General features: G+C 58.2%; 13 protein-coding genes and 2 tRNA genes. 5 read left to right on the plus strand and 10 right to left on the minus strand.

Going from position 1 to position 15,417, the window contains the following annotated elements; translation table 11 throughout:
* Window positions 1-8: 8 nt before the first annotated feature.
* Window positions 9-1,631 carry a glutamine-hydrolyzing GMP synthase gene (gene guaA / locus AC3B6F_RS01075; protein ID WP_282857786.1) on the minus strand — a complete coding sequence of 541 codons (1,623 nt, stop codon included), beginning with the start codon at window positions 1,629-1,631 and terminating at the stop codon, window positions 9-11.
* 75 nt (window positions 1,632-1,706) lie between these two features.
* On the opposite strand from guaA, the gene AC3B6F_RS01080 reads away from it, so the two are divergent.
* From AC3B6F_RS01080 to AC3B6F_RS01090, 3 genes are all read left to right on the plus strand, one after another.
* Entirely contained in the window at window positions 1,707-2,081 is a 375-nt protein-coding gene (locus AC3B6F_RS01080) for a hypothetical protein (protein WP_489823088.1), read from the plus strand.
* Window positions 2,082-2,143: 62 nt separating this feature from the next.
* Window positions 2,144-2,220, plus strand: a tRNA-Arg gene (locus AC3B6F_RS01085).
* Between the two features lie 38 nt (window positions 2,221-2,258).
* Window positions 2,259-2,335, plus strand: a tRNA-Arg gene (locus tag AC3B6F_RS01090).
* 18 nt (window positions 2,336-2,353) lie between these two features.
* On the opposite strand, the gene AC3B6F_RS01095 is transcribed toward AC3B6F_RS01090, so the two are convergent.
* The 3 genes from AC3B6F_RS01095 to AC3B6F_RS01105 all read right to left on the minus strand — a co-directional run bounded on the left by AC3B6F_RS01095 (window position 2,354) and on the right by AC3B6F_RS01105 (window position 4,008).
* Window positions 2,354-2,788 carry a response regulator gene (locus AC3B6F_RS01095; protein ID WP_010502898.1) on the minus strand — a complete coding sequence of 145 codons (435 nt, stop codon included), beginning with the start codon at window positions 2,786-2,788 and terminating at the stop codon, window positions 2,354-2,356.
* Between the two features lie 117 nt (window positions 2,789-2,905).
* Window positions 2,906-3,619, minus strand: coding sequence for a trypsin-like serine peptidase (locus tag AC3B6F_RS01100; RefSeq protein WP_489823090.1), 714 nt, complete (start codon window positions 3,617-3,619; stop codon window positions 2,906-2,908).
* Entirely contained in the window at window positions 3,616-4,008 is a 393-nt protein-coding gene (locus AC3B6F_RS01105; RefSeq protein ID WP_026017513.1) for a cytidine deaminase, read from the minus strand. Before AC3B6F_RS01105 ends, AC3B6F_RS01100 begins: the two co-directional genes overlap by 4 nt.
* Before the next feature lie 68 nt (window positions 4,009-4,076).
* Between AC3B6F_RS01105 and lysA the strand changes: the two genes are divergently transcribed.
* Window positions 4,077-5,408: a diaminopimelate decarboxylase gene (lysA, locus tag AC3B6F_RS01110; RefSeq protein ID WP_489823132.1), complete on the plus strand. Its 1,332-nt coding sequence runs from the start codon at window positions 4,077-4,079 to the stop codon at window positions 5,406-5,408.
* Window positions 5,362-8,082, plus strand: coding sequence for a DUF4175 domain-containing protein (locus AC3B6F_RS01115; protein ID WP_489823092.1), 2,721 nt, complete (start codon window positions 5,362-5,364; stop codon window positions 8,080-8,082). Before lysA ends, AC3B6F_RS01115 begins: the two co-directional genes overlap by 47 nt.
* Window positions 8,083-8,148: 66 nt before the next feature.
* Here AC3B6F_RS01115 and AC3B6F_RS01120 read toward each other — a convergent pair whose 3' ends face one another.
* From AC3B6F_RS01120 to AC3B6F_RS01145, 6 genes are all read right to left on the minus strand, one after another.
* Window positions 8,149-8,835: an HAD family acid phosphatase gene (locus AC3B6F_RS01120; protein WP_489823093.1), complete on the minus strand. Its 687-nt coding sequence runs from the start codon at window positions 8,833-8,835 to the stop codon at window positions 8,149-8,151.
* A complete protein-coding gene (locus AC3B6F_RS01125) occupies window positions 8,832-9,974 on the minus strand; it encodes an MFS transporter (protein WP_489823094.1) in 1,143 nt (380 codons plus the stop codon). Before AC3B6F_RS01125 ends, AC3B6F_RS01120 begins: the two co-directional genes overlap by 4 nt.
* Before the next feature lie 79 nt (window positions 9,975-10,053).
* Complete coding sequence (locus tag AC3B6F_RS01130; protein WP_489823096.1) at window positions 10,054-10,821, minus strand: CDP-diacylglycerol diphosphatase; 768 nt, start codon at window positions 10,819-10,821, stop codon at window positions 10,054-10,056.
* Window positions 10,822-10,829: 8 nt separating this feature from the next.
* Window positions 10,830-12,308, minus strand: coding sequence for a Ppx/GppA family phosphatase (locus tag AC3B6F_RS01135; RefSeq protein ID WP_489823098.1), 1,479 nt, complete (start codon window positions 12,306-12,308; stop codon window positions 10,830-10,832).
* A gap of 5 nt (window positions 12,309-12,313) precedes the next feature.
* Complete coding sequence (locus AC3B6F_RS01140; RefSeq protein WP_489823133.1) at window positions 12,314-14,506, minus strand: RNA degradosome polyphosphate kinase; 2,193 nt, start codon at window positions 14,504-14,506, stop codon at window positions 12,314-12,316.
* Window positions 14,507-14,690: 184 nt separating this feature from the next.
* A complete protein-coding gene (locus AC3B6F_RS01145; RefSeq protein ID WP_489823099.1) occupies window positions 14,691-15,416 on the minus strand; it encodes a DnaA/Hda family protein in 726 nt (241 codons plus the stop codon).
* Between the last annotated feature and the right edge of the window lies 1 nt (window position 15,417).

Raw genomic sequence — 15,417 nt, forward strand, 5'->3', positions numbered from 1 at the left:
CTTGGCCCTTATTCCCACTCGATTGTTCCCGGCGGCTTGGACGTGATGTCGTAAGTCACGCGATTGATACCACGAACTTCGTTGACGATACGGCCAGCGACACGGTTCAGGAACGCGAAGTCGAACGGATAGACTTCGGCCGTCATGCCGTCCGTGCTGGTCACGGCGCGCAGGGCACAGGCCTGATCGTAGGTCCGGCCATCGCCCATAACGCCGACGGTACGCACCGGAAGCAGGACTGCAAAGGCCTGCCAAATAGCGTCATACAGGCCAGCGTTGCGGATTTCTTCCAGATAGATTGCATCGACCTTGCGGAGCAGATCCAGCTTCTCACGGTCAATATCGCCCGGAATACGAATCGCCAGACCCGGCCCCGGGAACGGATGACGGCCAACGATATTTTCAGGAATACCGAGTTCGCGGCCCAGTTCGCGGACTTCATCCTTGAACAGTTCCCGCAGCGGCTCGACAAGCTGCATGTTCATGCGCTCGGGAAGACCACCGACGTTGTGATGGGATTTGATGGTGACAGACGGCCCACCTGTGAAGCTGACGCTTTCAATCACGTCCGGATAGAGCGTGCCCTGTGCAAGGAACTGCGCGCCACCAAGCTTTGCAGCTTCTTCTTCGAAGACTTCGATGAACAGACGACCAATCGTCTTGCGCTTGACTTCCGGGTCCTTGACGCCAGCCAGTTCTCCAAGGAACAGGTCTGAGGCATCGCGATGAACCAAACGAATGTTAAAGCGACCACGGAACGTCTTGACGACTTCGTCGGCTTCGCCGGCGCGCAGGATGCCCGGATCGACGAAAATACAGGTCAGTTGGTCGCCGATCGCATCGTGTATCAGCTTTGCAGCCACGGAGCTGTCCACACCGCCGGACAGACCGCAAATGACGCGACCATCACCAACCTGCTTGCGGATACGGGCGATTTCCAGCTCACGGAAGCCAGCCATCGTCCATGTTCCGCTGCAACCCGCAACATTGTGCGTGAAGTTACGGATTAGCGCGGCACCATGCGGCGTATGCACGACTTCCGGATGGAACTGCACGCCATACAGGCGACGACCTTCATCAGCGATAATCGCGAAGGGGGCACCTTCCGAATAGGCAACAGCACGGAAGCCCGGCGGAAGCTGCGTGACGCGATCGCCATGGCTCATCCAGACCTGTTCGCGCTTGCCGCGCGCCCACACGCCCCGGAACAGGGCGCAGTCTTCTGCGATGTCGATATAAGCGCGACCGAATTCACGGTGCTCGTGCGTTTCGACCTTTCCGCCCAGCTTCTGGCACATGGCCTGCTGACCGTAGCAGATCCCGAGAACCGGACGGTTCAGGGAGAACACGATTTCCGGAATCGCAGGAGCGTTCTCATCGTGGACGCTGGCAGGGCTGCCCGACAGGATGATACCGCGCGGATTGAACTCGCGGATTTTTTCATCTGTCGCCGTGAAAGGCCAGATTTCGCAGTAAACACCGCTCTCGCGCACGCGGCGGGCGATAAGCTGCGTTACCTGGCTGCCGAAATCCAGAATGAGGATGCGGTCTTCGTGGAGCGTTTCGTCGAGTTTCGCGACGGTGCTGGCGTCCTGCTGGGTCAATGTGATGGCCTCGCGTTCCGTGTTCATGGTGCCTTTTGATGCTCTCCTATAAGGTGTTGTGTCGTCTGCGTCATCCATTCTGCATCACAGGACAGGCACAACATGCGCCCGATTGCTCTTTTTTCTTTCTCAACACTGGCATTTCTCGCCGCCTGCGCTGCTCCTGACCCGGGGAAAGACCCCACAGGACGTTGGGTTGGTGCTCTCGTGACCGATCAGGGCACCTGCCCGACCGAACGGACATCCACGTTTGAAATCCGCGGAAAGACGATTGTTTTCACACCGGGTGATGGATCGCAGGTTCTGACCGGCGTCTATCAGCCCGGCACGCACCATTATCATGCAGAACTTATGAGCAAGGACACCAGCGGCCATCCAAGCCCGCTCGTTTTCAACGGATATCCGGTAGGTCAAGCCATTGGTGGGACATTCGGCTCCGCCGCATGCCGCGCTCACATCACCATGACAAGAAAGTAGAAATTATTTTCAGAGGGGGGTTGTCAGGTTCAGAAACCGCCTGTAAAACCCCGCCTCAAGACGCACCCGTAGCTCAACTGGATAGAGCACCAGACTACGAATCTGGGGGTTAGAGGTTCAAGTCCTTTCGGGTGCACCATCTTACTTTCGGTTTTACCGAGAGACTACATTGTGTAAGCACCCGTAGCTCAACTGGATAGAGCACCAGACTACGAATCTGGGGGTTAGAGGTTCAAGTCCTTTCGGGTGCACCACACAGCTTTTCCTGAAAATCAGTGCGTCAATTCTTCCAGAACGCGATAGACGTCTTCCCATTCGTACGGCTTGGGGAGAAAGGCCGTTTTTTCCGGAAGGATCCTCTGCCCTTTCAGAAACGCACCTGATGTCAGAACAACTCCAATATTTGGCCAGCGCTGCACGACAGTCTCTGCCAGATCAAGGCCATTGATCCGTCCGGGCATATTCACGTCAGAAAAAACCAGATCGACGGTTTCGCCCTTCAGCAGAATATCCATCGCTTCATCGCCAGTGGCAGCAAGAATCGGGTTGTAGCCTGCATCCTCAAGCATATCTGCGGCGAGAAATCTCAGCAGAGCCTGATCCTCGACAACAAGAACATTTTTCCGCTCAGTCAGATAATTGCCTCCAGCATGCATGCCGTGAGACTGCCCGACTGACGCCGTTCCTTTCCCTGACATGACATACATAAAGAAGCGCCCTCCTGGACCAAATATTGGTTGGAAAAACCAAAAAGGTGTTTCCCAGGCTTTCAAACGTCCGATCTGGAGGATGTTTGCAGAATTATGAAAATTCTTCTTTCGGCTCTACCGAACAAGAGGGGCAGCAAGCCCCCCGGGACCGACATCTGCCCCCACGGCCAGACCGCCTATTCCCCACGAGCCGTCGGATATGCGGACCAACAGGGGCGCGCCACTCACCCCTTTGGTTGCCTCACAATCGTGATGCACAAGGCCGCTCACTGTGACGCCGTTGATATTACATTCCACATCCCCGAACGGTACTTCACTTCTGTCCTGTGGATACCCGACCAGCATGGCACTCATGCCATCTTTGACCGCCACAGCCGGAAGGAGATCGGAGGCAACAGCGACCGGCTGATCCATAAGCAGCGTGGCGCGGTCATTGCTGCCTGTTGCCGCCTCATTCGCTGGATCATAACCCGCTGGAATGACGAAACGCTTGACCTGTGCGTGCTGTCGGTACCCGCCACGGGCGTATCCCATCAGAACATGAATGTCCTTGGGCTGAATATAATGATGCGTTGCAGGTAGCCAGAGGCAATGGGCCGCTGTCATCACAACAGTCGGAGCAACGGCAAATCCGGTACAGCGACCGCCCAACTCTGTCTGCACCCGCGCTAGAATCCGCCATGGTGCCTGATTGACGTCTATCAACTCCCGCCGCGCTCCGTCTCCCAGACCCGGAAGCGTTGAAGGCACTTGCGCAAACGCACCAGCCGCCCAACACAGCCCGAAAAGTTCCAGAACACCGGCCAGCAGGCAGGAGCGGAGTTTCATCCCAGATTGTCCGGCCCGAACGCGTCAGGCAGCAACTCGGCAAGTGTCCGAGTCAAGAGAATCTCACCTTTTGTAGAAATCATATGCACCTTCAGATCTGGCTGACCGAACTCACGAAGTTTCTGTCGGCACCCTCCACACGGTGTACACGGCTGGTCGCCACCACCAACAATCACAATTTCCTCAATACGTGTACCGCCACCAAGAACCATTGCGGAAATGGCCCCGCCTTCTGCGCAGGTTCCCAACGGATAGGCTGCATTCTCTACATTACAGCCCGAATAGACGACACCATCACATCGCAAAGCCGCCCCCACCTGAAAGCGGGAATATGGCGCGTAAGCACGGGAACGGGCATCAAGGGCCCGGGAGATCAGTTCTTCCATCATAATTCCGACATTAGCGCCTGTGTGAACGGCTTGGAACATCCATGCGTCCACGATACGGTAGAACCATCATGAACGCTCCCTCTTCCGCCCCCTCCTTCAATGACCTTCTGACAAGCCGCCCTCCTCTGGAGGTCAATGCGCGCGATGGTCTTCTTTTTGAAGGCGTGCCCCTGCACGTCATCGCCGCTGTCGCCGGTACCCCCTGCTGGATCACGGGGGCCGGTACGCTGCGCCGTCGCGCCAATGCACTGAAAGCGGCATTTGAAGCTCGGAACCTGCCGGTTCACTTCCACTTTGCCATGAAATCCCAGGATCATCAGGCAACCCTGACCATTCTGCGGGACTGTGGCTACGGCGTTGACATCGTCAGTGGCGGCGAAATGACCCGTGCACTCCGCGCTGGCATCGCCCCCGATGAAATCGTCTTTTCCGGTGTTGGCAAGTCTGATCTGGAACTGCGTGCCGCCGTGGAACGCGAAATTCGTCAGATCAATGTGGAGAGCGTGGAAGAGCTTTACCGCCTGAACGAGATTGCACATGCCTGCGGGAAGGTGGCCCGTGCGGCCCTGCGTGTGAACCCGGACGTCGATGCACAGACTCACGACAAGATCAGCACTGGCCGCGCTGGCGACAAGTTCGGGATCGAGCATCGTCGCGCCGTCGAACTCTATGCCGAAGCCGCTACGCTTGATCATGTGCAGCTTGTTGGTCTGGCAGTGCATCTTGGCAGCCAGATGCTAACGGCTGAACCTTTCCGCCAAGGCTATAGCCGCCTTGCGGATATGGTTCGTGAAATTCGCGCCGCCGGTCACACGGTCGAAACCATCGACTGCGGTGGTGGTTTGGGTATCCGCTACAAGGATGAAGTCGCCCCTCCCCCGGAAATGCTGGCTGGCGTCATTGCTGAAACGCTAGGTGATCTTGATGTCGCGCTCAGTATCGAGCCGGGCCGCTGGCTTTCCGCGCCAACAGGGGTTCTTCTCTCCCGCGTCATCGAAACCAAGGCGGGCAATCCGGATTTCGTCGTGATTGATGCCGCTATGAACGATCTGGCCCGTCCGGCGCTTTATGACTCCTGGCATGGTATTCTTCCCGTCGCCCCGGCCGCGTTCAGTGACGCGCTTAAGCCGTGGGATGTGGTGGGGCCTGTCTGCGAAAGCAGTGATATCTTCGCGAAGGATCGCATTCTGCCTGCGTCCCTGAAGCGCGGGGATCTCATTGCCCTTCTGGATACGGGAGCCTACGGATCCGTCATGAGTTCGACCTATAATTCCCGGCCATTTGCCGCTCAGGTTCTGGTCGATAACGGGCGCTGGGAGATCATCCGCCAGCGCCAGACCGTAGAAGACCTGATTGCCGCAGAAACTGTTCCAGACTGGCTCCTGCCCGCCCATGGCTGATCCGATTGCCGCAACAGCCCGCCTCGTTTCCCTTCGCCGTCGCGCAAGGCGCGTTCTGTGGTGGGAACGTGCCTGGCCAGCTTTGCGCTGGTCGCTGCTTCTTGCGGCATTCTATGGTCTGGCCAGTCTGGCCCGTATTCCCCAGTCTTTGCCGGACTGGCTTCATGCCCTCTTTGAAATGCTCGTTCTGGGAACGGCACTCTGGCTCGGCATCAAGGGGCTGCGATCCATACCACAGCCTACGGAAGCGCAGGTTGATCGCCGGATTGAGCGTGACTCCCATCTGGCGTATCAGCCACTTCTAACACTTGCTGACCGCCCGGCCTATGCAGGCAATGGGGAACAGGCCGCCATTTGGGCGCAGCATGTTCACCGCGTTGTCGCATCCCTTGGCCCTTTGAAGGTCGGATTTCCAAAGCCGGAGACAACGACCGGTGAGAAGCTGGGTCTTGCCTCTGTCACGGTTGCGCTTGCCGCGGCTGTGGCGCTGAGCGGGCCTCACTCCCTTTCCCGCCTGCATTCAGGCTTTGTGCCCGGCGTGGATGATGACAGCGTTCCCCTGCCATCGGTTCAGGCATGGATTGATCGCCCATCCTACGCACCCGGCGCACCCGTTTTCCTCTCCCAGACGCAGCAGGCAAAACCGGTAACGGTGCCGCAAGGCGCAATCCTGAACGCGACGATTACAGGCTCCAATGGACGCCCTGTTCTCCGTGGAGCCACATCTCTCAGCCATGACCGGCTCGATGAGAAAAGCTGGAGCGAGAAGGCAACGCTTCAGCAGACAGGCACCATCACACTCTCCTCGCGAGGCCGGACGCTTGGTTCCTGGCGCGTCGCTGTCGAGCCTGACCTTCCGCCCGTAGTTTCATGGGACGGAAAGCCAGCGCCACAGAAGGACGACTGGCGGACCAGCCTTCCGTGGCATGTGAAGCAGTCTTATGGCGTCGCGTCTCTGGACGCTGAAATCCGACTGCCGGGGATTTCGAAGGGCCGTGTGCTCCGCGTTCCCATTCCTCTGGATGGTCATCCCAAGGATGCCAAAGGTGAGGCACGACCAGACTTGTCGTCCGACCCGTTTGCAGGAATGGAAGTTGAAGGACGGCTACATGCTACGAGCGTTTCGGGCCGTGAGAGCCTGAGCGATCCTATTCGTTTTCATCTTGGCGCACGCAAGTTCACGGACCCGCTGGCGCGCGCCATCGTGTCTCTGCGTCGTCGCCTGATGCTTGGGCAGGAACGCCCTCAGCAGGCCGCAGACGAACTGAAACTCCTGACCCAGACCACAACCGTTCACCCAGTTCTGGCCCCGCTGGGCCTCGATATCGCATCCCTCCAGCACGATGCGCCGGAAGGTTCAGCCGAACAGGTTCCGGGGCAACTCTGGGCACTCGCTCTGTATCTGGATGACCTGCGACGGGATGGTCCCGAAATTGCAGATGCCGCCGCAGCCGTGCGTGCGGCCCAACAGAGCGTCCAGCAACAGCTCGATCACATGCGGGAACTGGGCGAAAAGGGACATTCCCTTGCCGAACAGGAAGAACTTCAGCGCCGGACAAAAGATCTCAAAGACGCCTTGAATCGCCGAATGCAACTCCTGTTCCAGAAGGCGGCGCAAAGCGGCATCATGATGCCTCAGTCCGGTACCAGTTCGGCTGATCCATGGTCCGATCAGATGCAGCGCCTTCAGAACGATGCCTCCCAGGGGCATGGTGACGAAGCCCTTCGCAAGCTCCAGCAGATGGAAGATATGGCCGAGCATATGCGTCAGGCCACACCGGAAGATCTGAAAGCTCTTGCCGCCCAGATGAAGGCGCAGGAAGAAGCCCGCGCCCAGCGCGCCGCCCTGCATGATCTGGTCCATCGGGAAACGATGCTTCTGGATCACGCACAGGCGCGCCTATCCGCTGCTCGCAAGGCCGCCCTCCCCCCCGATCAGCAGGACGGTCATGAGGATATCAGCCAGATGTCCACGGCTGATCTGATGCGTCAGTTGGGCATGCAGCCTCCGCCGGATATGGAACAGGCCACCCCAGCTAAACCCGCTGCTCCGACCGACCCGGCTACTGTTGCGTCCCAGTCTCCCGAGCGCCGTGTCGACCATGCGCTTCAGCGTGCATTGTCCCGTGTGGATGATATTCTTGGTCGTCGCGTCAAGGATCTGACCGGCAAGCCTGCGACGGCCTTTGAAAAAGCCAAGGCGGACATGCAGGATGCCCGGAAGGCTCTGGCAGACCGTCACGATGATGAAGCTGCGACGGCAGAGCAAAAAGTTCTTGCGGATCTCTCCGAAGCCGGAAAACAGATGCGGCAGAACCAGAAGTCAGGTGGATCGGGTCAGGGTAAAGGCGGAAGCCTGAGCTTCATTCCGTCCATGGGAAGCGGCGGTTCCGGCCAGCAGCAGCATGGTGCAGCCGGGCAGCAGGGCGATGGCGGAGACCAGCCCGATGCCGGTGACGACGATGATGGGGATGAAGACCGCAAGGATCAGGATCCGTTGGGCCGGAAACTGGGCGAAGGCCAGAATGGCAAGGATTCCGACGCGCACATCCCCGATCGGAATGCGCGAGACCGGGCTCGGGATATTGAGCGCGAACTTCGGCGCCGTGCGTCAGACCGTACCCGGCCTCAAAGTGAACTGGATTATCTGGAACGACTGCTGAAGTCGTTCTAAGGCCACAAAAAAGGCGCTCAGGTCATTCCCCTGAGCGCCTTTTTTCATATCAGAAACAAGCTTGCCTTACGGCACGCGATAGAACGGGTTCGGCAACAGAAAGCCCTTCTCGGCATGACCATCCGCGAGATCGGAAGGCTGATCTCCGATGCTGGCGATAATAGTGTAACCCTTGGCTTCAATCGCCGCACGGGCTGGTGCCTTGTAATGCGCGGCATAGCCATGTGAAGTCATGGGACGTAGATCCAGTCCGTCCCAGTGCCTGATCCCAGCCAGATGAAGATTGCGGGCCGTTGCCTCACGTTCGTCTTCATGGCGGCCCGTAATGAAGAAGACCGCAACATGGTTCTTCTCGGCTTCATTAATCAAAGCCAGCGTCGAGGCAAAAGCTGGCGCACGGCCGCTCTTTTCCCAGGCAATGGCGCCGCATGGCCCTTTGGGCAGAGCATCACACGGACCGTTGGCGATATAGCCAAAATTATCCGCGCGGATTTCATCCCAGTTGGACAGGGTCGTCTCGTCAATATCGAGAACGATCGCAGGCTTGTGCACCTTGGGCGCACGCTCGAAGACCCAATGACGGGCTTGAGCAATCACCGTATCAAAATCGTGCTGGTAGTCGCCGCTGTCATGATAGGCGCTGGCCGCCATAATGGCATCACCGACATTGGCAGGCTGCTCGGCATAAGCAGCAAGTGGCGTCAGAGCCGCACTGAAAAGAAGCCCGGTGGCGAGCAAAAAGGAACGGGTCATGGCGGAGCCACCTTTCGGGACAGGAGAACAAGACCGACCCCAACAAGGGCCAGAGCCGTTCCGATAACGGAAACACCCGCATAACCCAAGCCCATGGACAGCGCGATTCCGCCAAAAGCGGCACCAATTGCGTTTCCAAGATTGAAGGCACCGATATTCACCGAAGAGGCCAGAGCAGGCGCATCATGAGCAGCCTGCATGACGCGCATCTGAAGAGCGGGCATCAATGCGAACGTCGCAGCGCCCCACACAAGCGTGGCAATCAGCGCGCCCGGCACCGTCTGGGCAGCCCAGGGAAACAGCAGCATGACGGCCCCCAGAATGGGGAAGAACATCAGAAGACTGCCATCCAGCGAGCGATCTGCACTTCGGCCACCAATCGCATTACCGATCGAAAAGCCTACGCCAGTCAGCATCAGAGCAATCGTAATCACCAGCGGACTGGCATGGGTGATGTGCTGAAGGATTGGCGCAATATAGGTGTAGAGCACAAACATGGCCCCTGCCCCGATCGCGGTCGTCAGCAGCGCCAGAAGAACATTCGCACGCAGAAGAGCTTTGAGTTCGCTGGCAACGTCCGGAACGGGTCCTGCCTCACGCGCTGGAAGCGCCCACTGTACGGCAACCATTGTTAGAAGACCGAGAATAGCGGTCACCCCAAAAGCCATATGCCAGCCGAAATTCATACCCAACCATGTCGCCGCCGGGACGCCAATGATGTTGGCAATCGTCAGACCCATGAACATGGTTGCCACTGCACTGGCCCGGCGCTCCGGCGCGACAACGGCAGACGCTTCAACTGCTCCGAGACCGAAAAAGGCCCCATGGGCCAGGCTGGTGAGCACGCGGGAGGCAAAAAGAAGTTCATAGCTTCCGGCCACTGCGGACAGCAGATTGCCAGCAACGTAAATTCCCATGAGCAATGTCAAGGCAGATTTACGGCGTAGTCTCGCCAGCAGAAGCGTAATGAAAGGGGCGCCAACCATGACGCCCGCGGCATAGGCCGTCACAAGGCCACCCGCCTTCGGGACAGTAACCTGAAGGCCCTGCGCGATAACGGGCAGAAGGCCCATCGGAGTAAATTCGGTTGTACCGATGGCGAATGCGCCCACGGCCAGAGCCAGCAAAGGCCAGTTCACGGGCAATCTCCGGAAATAACAGGTGGTTCGAGGATCATCGAACCATGCCAGTCCCGGAGCATCAGAACAAGATGAAGTGTTACATCATCCCGTTCATGTGCATGCCGGGTTCCATGCCATCCATATGCATGGACTTGTGCTTCGGGTCATCGACTTTGCACTTATGGTCTTGAACTTCCTCACCGGAAGCCCGGTCCAGAGCGTGAGCGACGTCATCCAGAATGACGAAACCACCGTGATGGCCCGGCGTCACCACAATCGTGTGATCGGCCATATCCCCTGCATCGCCCACAAGACGGAAAGGCGAAGGATCCAGTGTCTGTACCAACCGCGCCCGATACGGATGGCCATAGAGCGAAACAGGCGTCCAGGCTTCACCGATCATGTTCTTGTCGATTTCAGCGCGAACGTAAGGCGTTAGGCAATCAATATGAATGTGGAGCTGGTCCTGCGTCCGGCCATCACGGGAGTTGATGGCGAGAGACAAATGCTCATCCGGGACTGGAAAACCATATCCTGCCGGAACACGCTGCCGTTCGGCCCAGGCTTCTGCGAAGTAGTTTGGTGTTTCCGGCTGAAGCAGCGATGCGTCCTCAATCCCAGGAACCTTCTTTGTCGGGATCAGAAGATACTGACCGTGCCCGTACAAATCCTTGAGCAAAGCATAACCGTCCTGAGGGTCATAAACTGCGCACGGGTGATGCTCTGCATCCTTGGCGCATCGACTGCCTACCAGTTCCCAGAGCTTGTTACGGTCATGCCCCGGCACCTTTCCACACGCCACCAGCCCGCCGCCGATCGTAACGGCTGCCATCAGGCCCAGAGCGGCCCCAGCGCCAAACTTCATCCTCAAACTCATTCTTCCCTTACCTGACACTCTAACTGCATGACTGCTGCCAGTCTTTCAAAACGTCGGCGGACTGCACTGCCCGCAGCGCGCACGCTGCGTGCCCCCAAAATCAGGACAAGCTGCTGGTCTTCCACCAGCAGGCGACATTCCTCCAGCAGCACAGTCGTCCCGGCGCAGAGTGTATAGGCCAGACGGAGAGCCAGACCCAGCCTCACAGCTCGCTCAATTTCCGAACGGGACAAAAGCTGGCGGGAAGGTTCGATCAGGGACGCATCCATCGCCACTTCATAACGAACCGCAAGTGTCAGTCCGATAAAAGCGCGGGCTGCATGTTCAAATCCAACCCCATGGCAATGCATCACGCGCTGATAAGTCTGTTCGGCACGATACTCAGGATGATCGTAAGATCCGATATCCGACAGCGTACAGGCAAGCTGGCGCAAACGGCGCTGCCATGGTGTTTCGTCGCGGAACAGCGGTGCTGTCCATCCAGTCAGGGCATTGGACAGTGTAACGCTGCGCGCAAGACGCCCGGCCATTTCCTCAGCCAAAGCCGTCATCGGGTCATCGCCAGCGACGGACGAGGCCACATGCTTCATGTACCAGCCTTCCCGCAGGCCATCGACACTGAACACAACCTTGGACGGACGCACGCGCTCCATCAGGCATTTTAGAACAACGGCGGCGAAAGGCGCATCCCCAAGACGTTTACGAGGCGCATTCGGAAGTTTTTCAAGAGTACGCTTGGAAGCACCGATCACCCAATCCGACATCTCCCGCGCTTCCCCTTCGGACAGCGTGAAAAGATGAACCAGATTGAGCGGATACTGCGTACGGGCAATCTGCAACCTAGCCAGCGCACGGAAAGCCCCACCCACCAGATACAGCGGACGACCCGTCATACCCGGAAGCCAGTTAACCTCCCGAAGCAATTCAGATGCGATCTCCGCTGCGCTTTCGATACTGCCCTTGGCGCGATCCTGAAGACGGATCACACCTAGTTTAGTCGTCAGGGCTTCGTAATACTGACCATCGGCGACATGGATCAGTTCGAGCGAACCACCACCAATATCCGCTACGAGACCGTTCGCTTCGGGCAGTCCGCACAATACACCCCGGGCGGCATAATCCGCCTCTTCCGTCCCTTCGAGAACACGAATGGGCACACCCGGCATCCGTGCACGGATGGCCGATACGAAATCCGGACCATTGGATGCATCCCGCACCGCCGCGGTGGCCAGAACCTCAAAAGGCTCTGCTCCCATGGCACGGGCTACCGTATGAAAACGTCCCAGCACGTCCATCGCCAGCGTAACGCCTTCGTCATTCAAGCGCCCCGTTGCATCCAGACCGCGCCCCAGCTTGAGCGTAACTTTCTCATTGAAGATGGGGAGCGGGTTGCGCGCAACGCCTTCAAAAACCACGAGCCTGACTGAATTGGACCCGAGATCAACGATGGCGGAACGCTGTGCAGATAATGACATGTGGTTCAGTCTTCCAGAATCCGGTCAGGCCGCTCGCGTGGACGATGGGCCTCCGGAAGAGCTTTCTCCCGCGCGGCCGAACCCCGGCCGGACAGGGATGGATTGTTCATGAAGTATTCATGGGCAGAGAATGGATGCGCACTCGGAGACACCCGATGCCAGCGGCCGTCTTTCAACAGCGTCCAGCTTTGGAGGGTGTCCTTGATGTTCATCGTCATGATCTGGCCGAGAATCTGGGCATGAACGGTTGGATTGGTAATGGGCACCATTGCTTCTACCCTCCAATCCATGTTCCGCACCATCCAGTCCGCCGAAGAAATGAAAACTTTTGCCTTATGAGACGGCATGCGATGGCCATTTCCGAAGGCAAACACGCGGGCATGTTCCAGAAAACGCCCGACGATGGATTTGATGTCGATGTTTTCCGAAAGCCCCGGAACACCCGGACGGAGACAGCAGATCCCACGGATGATCCCGACGATCTTCACGCCAGCCTGAGAAGCCTCGTAAAGCAGATCAATGAGTTCCGCATCGACGAGGCTGTTCATCTTCAGCCAGATGCGAGCCGGACGACCCGCCTTGGCATGCGCGATTTCATCCCGGATCAGTTGCTCAATCGTCGGCCGGATCGTGATCGGAGAGAATGCGAGGGCATCCATTTTCTCCGGTGTGGCGTAGCCGGTCATATAATTGAACAGCTTGGCTGAGTCGGACGCCAGCTTTGGATCACAGGTGAAGAAGGACAGATCCGTGTAAATCCGCGCCGTGATCGGATGGTAGTTGCCCGTTCCGAAGTGAGCATAGGACCGCAGCGTTCCGCCTTCGCGGCGGACCACAAGGCTGAGTTTCGCGTGCGTTTTCAGATGTGCGAAACCGAACACGACCTGCACACCCGCTGCTTCCAGAGCGCGGGACAGACGAATATTGGCTTCTTCGTCAAACCGCGCCCGCAATTCAACCATGGCCGTGACGGACTTGCCTGCTTCAGCAGCCTCGATCAGCGCCTGAACGATGGGGCTGTCGCGGGAGGTGCGATATAGGGTCTGCTTGATGGCCAGAACATTCGGGTCCAGCGCAGCCTGACGCAGGAACTGCACCACGACGTCGAAACTCTCAAACGGATGATGGACCACGATGTCCTTGGCACGGATCGCTGCGAAGCAATCCCCGTCATAATCCAGAATGCGTTCCGGGAACCGTGGTGTGTAAGGCGGGAACACCAGATCCGGACGATCATCGACAATCAGTTGCTTGAGATCGACAACGCCTACGAAGCTGGGAAGAACAACGACATCTTCATCGCCGACGCCCAGTTCTTCACCCATCTCGCGACCAAGCGTTTCTGGCAGCTTCTGGTCGAGCGCAAGATGAATTCCCACGCCACGACGACGCTGCTTCAACGCCGTCTCGTAGGAACGAACCAGATCTTCCGCTTCGTCTTCAAATTCCACATCCGTATCGCGGATGATTCTTAGAACACCCGCGGCCCCGATGGAGAGACCTGGGAATAGGCGATCCGCAAAAAGCTGAACCAGATCTTCCAGCAACACAAAACGGATGTCGCCAGACGCATCTCCTTCTGATCCGACTTTGGACGGCAGGCGCAGGAAACGCGGAACCTGTGCCGGCAACAGGATCAGGCCATCCATGACATGCTTTGCCGTCATCGGGTCCTTCAGCCGCATGACCAGTGCCAGACCCATGTTGGGAATGAACGGCAACGGGTGGGACGGATCAACAGCCAACGGCGTCAAAACGGGGAAGACGCGCTCCTGAAACATCGTGGCAAGCTGCGCGAGATCAGCCTCATCGAGACCTTCCGTTGGCAGGATGGAGATGCCTGCATCCTTCAGTTCAGCTTCAAGCTGGCGCCAGACCCGCTGCTGCTCTTCCAGAAGAAAGCGCGCTTTTTGCCGCACCGCAGTAAGTTGTTGCGCGGGTGTAGCCCCATCGGGGCTGCGCACGACCATCCCTTCCCGAACCTGCCCGACCAGACCTGCTACGCGGACGGAATAGAATTCATCAAGGTTACTGGCACTGATGGACAGGAAGCGAACCCGCTCCAGAAGCGGATTTCGTGCGCTTTCCGCTTCCTCAATGACACGCTGGTTGAAATCGAGCCAGGACAGTTCGCGATTGATGAACCGTTCCGGAGATGTCGGCATGTCCGCGTAGTCTCTGGCAGTCGGGACGACCATCCGTCTGCGCCGGGCGCGGCTAACAGCAGGGGTCATGCTACCCTCACGCGGCTGGCGGGATGTACGGCGACGGGGCGCCGGTTTCTTGTCTTCAATCGTCACGATGGTCTCTTCCGGGAAGCTTGAACCAAAATCCCCATCAGGATCGGGACTCGGAAGAAGCGTGTCAAACGTCGGTTTTATGTCACTCGCCAGAATGCTCTGACATCAGAAGGTCGGGAAGCATTTCTCGCGCCAGTGCCAGCGTAATAGCCGTTCCGCGCGCCAACGCCGCATCATCAAGGCGCTCGACAGCAGAGACAAGCGCACTTCCCGTACGAGGAAGGTGCCGCCACAGCCAATCCGTCACAGATTGCGACACCACAAGCTGCCGATGCGCCAGAAGCGAGAGCAGCAGTGTGGCGCGCAGGTCATCCTCCGGCTCACCAGTCGCCGTCGTCGCAGTGGCGCGGAGACGACTGGCCAGATCCGCAAGAGCGAAATGACTACGTGACGGGGGCAAACGTCCTACCATCAGAACGCGATCTCCCTGCGCCAAGGCATCGTTGAGAAGATGGAGCAGTGTAGCCTCGTCCCCAGGCGAATCGGCATTATCAATCGCAAGATTGCCCTGCACACGGATACGTCCACCAGAAGAAGAGTGCGAAAACAGACGCGCATCCAGAACGGTAGCGTCATATTCCTGAGCCCAGACGGACAGAAGATGCGTCTTCCCCGTCCCGGCAGGCCCCCAGAGCCATAGCCGTCCATCCGGCCAGGCTTTGCGAGATAGCCATGCTCTTGCAGCGGCATTGGACGGACTCGTAATGAAACGATCAGCTGTGAACGCCACAGGTCTGCGTAGAGGAAAGGCCATCTGAAGACCTCCACCCCCTCCCAAAGGCCCGGTCTGTCCGTCCTGTTTTGTCATG

This window comes from Gluconobacter sp. ESL1110 (assembly GCF_058107395.1).

What these genes read in the sequence shown, in the direction of transcription:
- AC3B6F_RS01105 (WP_026017513.1), bottom strand. Translation starts at nt 4,008, where the DNA reads ATGATGGAAGAACTGATCTCCCGGGCCCTTGATGCCCGTTCCCGTGCT.
- AC3B6F_RS01130 (WP_489823096.1), bottom strand. Translation starts at nt 10,821, where the DNA reads ATGAAGTTTGGCGCTGGGGCCGCTCTGGGCCTGATGGCAGCCGTTACG.
- AC3B6F_RS01145 (WP_489823099.1), bottom strand. Translation starts at nt 15,416, where the DNA reads ATGACAAAACAGGACGGACAGACCGGGCCTTTGGGAGGGGGTGGAGGT.
- AC3B6F_RS01120 (WP_489823093.1), bottom strand. Translation starts at nt 8,835, where the DNA reads ATGACCCGTTCCTTTTTGCTCGCCACCGGGCTTCTTTTCAGTGCGGCT.
- AC3B6F_RS01080 (WP_489823088.1), top strand. Translation starts at nt 1,707, where the DNA reads ATGCGCCCGATTGCTCTTTTTTCTTTCTCAACACTGGCATTTCTCGCC.
- AC3B6F_RS01135 (WP_489823098.1), bottom strand. Translation starts at nt 12,308, where the DNA reads ATGTCATTATCTGCACAGCGTTCCGCCATCGTTGATCTCGGGTCCAAT.
- guaA (WP_282857786.1), bottom strand. Translation starts at nt 1,631, where the DNA reads ATGAACACGGAACGCGAGGCCATCACATTGACCCAGCAGGACGCCAGC.
- AC3B6F_RS01100 (WP_489823090.1), bottom strand. Translation starts at nt 3,619, where the DNA reads ATGAAACTCCGCTCCTGCCTGCTGGCCGGTGTTCTGGAACTTTTCGGG.
- AC3B6F_RS01140 (WP_489823133.1), bottom strand. Translation starts at nt 14,506, where the DNA reads ATGGTCGTCCCGACTGCCAGAGACTACGCGGACATGCCGACATCTCCG.
- AC3B6F_RS01095 (WP_010502898.1), bottom strand. Translation starts at nt 2,788, where the DNA reads ATGTATGTCATGTCAGGGAAAGGAACGGCGTCAGTCGGGCAGTCTCAC.
- lysA (WP_489823132.1), top strand. Translation starts at nt 4,077, where the DNA reads ATGAACGCTCCCTCTTCCGCCCCCTCCTTCAATGACCTTCTGACAAGC.